The sequence below is a fragment of the Candidatus Cryosericum odellii genome (assembly GCF_003570935.1).
GTDB lineage: Bacteria > Caldisericota > Caldisericia > Cryosericales > Cryosericaceae > Cryosericum > Cryosericum odellii.
Genome location: NZ_QXIU01000196.1, coordinates 1 through 3,074 on the forward strand (window position 1 = coordinate 1; position 3,074 = coordinate 3,074).

Consider the following 3,074-nt stretch of genomic DNA (forward strand, 5'->3'; position numbering starts at 1 on the left):
AAGATGTCCGTCTCGGTGATGATCCCCACAAGCGTACGCGACTCTGGAGGGCTCACGACGGGCAATGCGCCGATCTTGTGGTCAGCCATGGTCGCAGCAGCCAACTCGACGGGACAGTCAGGACCGACCGTGACCAGGTCCTGCTGCATGATCTGACGCACAGGCAGGGCAGCGGCCTGGGCGCTGGCCTCCACCCAGCTGATGGGTCGGTCCGCAGAGGGCAGCGCATACAGCAGGTCCTTCTCGGAGACGATGCCGATCAGCAGATTGTCTTCGATGACAGGAAGACGGTGAATGTTGTGCGTGCGCATAGTTTTGAGAGCGTCGGACAACCGTGATTCGGGCTCGACTGTCACAAGGTCGTGTGTCATGTAGTCACGGACAAGCATCAGTTTCTCCCCGAGACCCTAGCGCTTACGCGCGGTGGCGACCAGGAATGCACCGGTCAGCGGCCTGAACATGCGACCGAAGAACTCCTGCCGCGAGGCGGTGCTGTCCTGAAACTCGTCCACGTCAGGAAACGTATAGATGCAGCTTTCCATCGTCAGGGCGCCAAAGGTACCCGTCCGGTGGAACAGCAAGCGCAGGTCGGACGACGAGAAAAAATGGGCTGTCCCGTAGATGGACTCCTCGCGTTTGGCGTGTTCGCGGCGAGCGTCGGCCCATGGAGAATCGTTGTTGAGGACGCCGATGACCAGCTTGCCACCTGGTCGTAGTACCCGGGCCATTTCCATGAGAACCGGCAGCGGGTCCGCGGCAAACTCGAGCGCAGTAATCGACACGACCATATCGAAGGTCCTGTTTTCGTAGGGGAGTTTGGCCATGTCGGCTTGGTCATACCAGATGTACTGACCGCGGTCTTTGGCCTTGCGGCGTGCTATCTCGATCATCTTCGAGGAGATATCGACGGCAGTAACGTCGGCGCCACTTTCGGACAACCGGATACTGTACAGTCCGGTGCCACATCCGACGTCCAGGACGGTCTTGCCTCGCACGACACCCACATGCTTGAAGACCAGTGCGTTTTCGAGCTCATCCTCGTAGGCACCCAAGGGTGTCATGTACCAGTTGTCATAAGTGTCGGCCCTGCTGTCGAACAATGCGTCATCTGCCATGTGGCACCTCCTGGAGAAAATCCTCTCCATTCATTCTCTGCGAGACAGGCAGGAATGCAAGACAGAGGAATGCAGGTGGTACTATTATAGATCGTCTGACCAGCGGAGACTCAGTGTTCCGTCTTCAGGTTGAAGATGTGATAGGCCAGAAGGTACAGCGCAATGGCGAGCAGGCTGCCGACGGTGTCCGCGATAACATGCTGCTTGAGGACCTGAGTCGCCACGACCGTGACCACGGCAAAAATCGTCATCAGCCAGGCGACGGGACGGTAGCGCCTCTTGACCCACCAGAAGCTTGCGGCAAGAGCAGACAGGCCACAGTGCAGCGATGGGAAGCAGTTGTAAGGGTTGTCGTGGAGATAAACGGCTAGCAGTGCGTCGACGTACCTGCTGCTACCGGCGACCAGGTTGGTCGGGCGGGGTACGTACGTCTGAAATACGATGTAGACGCCGTTGCTGATAGCCTGGATGGCGATGAAGGCGACGCCGAATGCCGTGAAGATCTTCGGATGGAAGACGAAGAAGAACAGGAGACAGAAGTAGAGGACGGGTTCCAGCCAGTTGTACGGGACGATGAATTGGGGGATGACCGGGACCCACCGATCGAAGGCCGTTTGCAAGACGTGCACGTTCGCGGTCGTATGGTTGGTCATGGTGTACCAGGTCGAGGACCAGTAGACACCGCCGGCGAGAACGATGTTCATCAGGTATCTCCACCAGTTCTCTTTCATGAATCTTCGCAGTTTGTCCATACGTAAGCCTGGTCTAGCGTCTGGCCGTCTCGGTGGTTCTCATGAGCCATGCGTGGATGGCACGTGCAGCCTTGCGGCCCTGGCCCATGGCCAGGATGACTGTCGCAGCGCCCAGCACGATGTCGCCACCCGCGAAGACTCCCGGAACCGACGTCTCCATGGTGTCTTCGTCGGTGATGATGCCCCCGTGCTTGTTCACTTGCAGACCCGGGAGGGCGGCGGGGATCAGTGGATTGGGGTCGTTGCCGATAGCTACGACGACAACGTCCGCAGGGACATTGCTGGTCTGGCCGGCTATGGGCAGGGGGCGCCTGCGACCAGAAGCGTCCGGTTCCCCGAGCTGCATCTGCTGCACAGTCAGGCCGGTGACCCATCCCTCACCATTGCCGAGGATCTCCACAGGGTTCTGGAGAAAATGGAACTCGACTCCCTCCTGGATTGCATGGTGATATTCTTCTTTGCGAGCGGGCATTTCCTCCTCCGAGCGTCGATAGATGACCATGACCCTGAGGGCTCCCAGCCGCAGCGCCGTCCGGGCCGAGTCCATGGCGACATTGCCGCCGCCGAGGACCGCCACAGACTTACCACGCAGGATGGGAGTGTCAGAGTTCTCGTCGTAGGCGTGCATGAGGTTGGTGCGTGTCAGGTACTCGTTGGCGGAATACACGCCAAGCAGGTTCTCGCCCGGGATGTGCAGGAAATTGGGAAGCCCGGCGCCACTCCCGATGAAAATGACGTCGTAGTCCTTGCGCACTTCGTCGACCGTGAGAGATTTGCCGATGACCATGTTGTACTGGAAATCGACGCCGAGCCTGGTCAGGTAGGCAACCTCCTGGTAGACGATCTCCTTTGGCAGACGGAACTCGGGGATGCCATATCCCAGGACGCCTCCCGGCATGTGCAGCGCTTCGAACACGGTGACGGCGTGCCCCAGCTTGATGAGGTCGCCGGCCACGGTGAGTCCTGCGGGACCACTGCCGATGACGGCCACTCGCTTGCCGGTCGAAGGTGAAATCTGGGGGATGACTGCTGCGTGGTTCTCCCGTTCCCAGTCGGCCAGGAATCGTTCCAGCTTGCCGATTTGTACAGCCTGCCCGACGTCCCGGTGTGCCTTGCCTACCGTGCAGTTCTTCTGGCACTGTTCTTCCTGGGGGCACACACGCCCGCAGACCGCCGGCAGCAGATTGGTCTGCTTGATGATTCCTAT

Annotated in this window: 4 protein-coding genes; all 4 read right to left on the reverse strand. The window is 59.5% G+C overall.

The features are described 5' to 3' along the window. On the reverse strand, window positions 1-389 hold a 389-nt coding region (locus tag SMC5_RS07880), incomplete at its 3' end, for a CBS domain-containing protein (protein WP_119120271.1). A gap of 18 nt (window positions 390-407) precedes the next feature. After that, the gene (locus tag SMC5_RS07885) at window positions 408-1,115 is read right to left on the reverse strand and encodes a class I SAM-dependent methyltransferase (protein ID WP_165849033.1); all 708 of its coding nucleotides are present in this window, start codon (window positions 1,113-1,115) and stop codon (window positions 408-410) included. 110 nt (window positions 1,116-1,225) lie between these two features. Continuing rightward, window positions 1,226-1,819 (reverse strand): phosphatase PAP2 family protein, encoded by a 594-nt coding sequence (locus tag SMC5_RS07890; RefSeq protein WP_165848318.1) that lies wholly within the window; start codon window positions 1,817-1,819, stop codon window positions 1,226-1,228. 61 nt (window positions 1,820-1,880) lie between these two features. Continuing rightward, on the reverse strand, window positions 1,881-3,074 hold a 1,194-nt coding region (gene gltA, locus SMC5_RS07895; RefSeq protein ID WP_119120273.1), incomplete at its 5' end, for an NADPH-dependent glutamate synthase.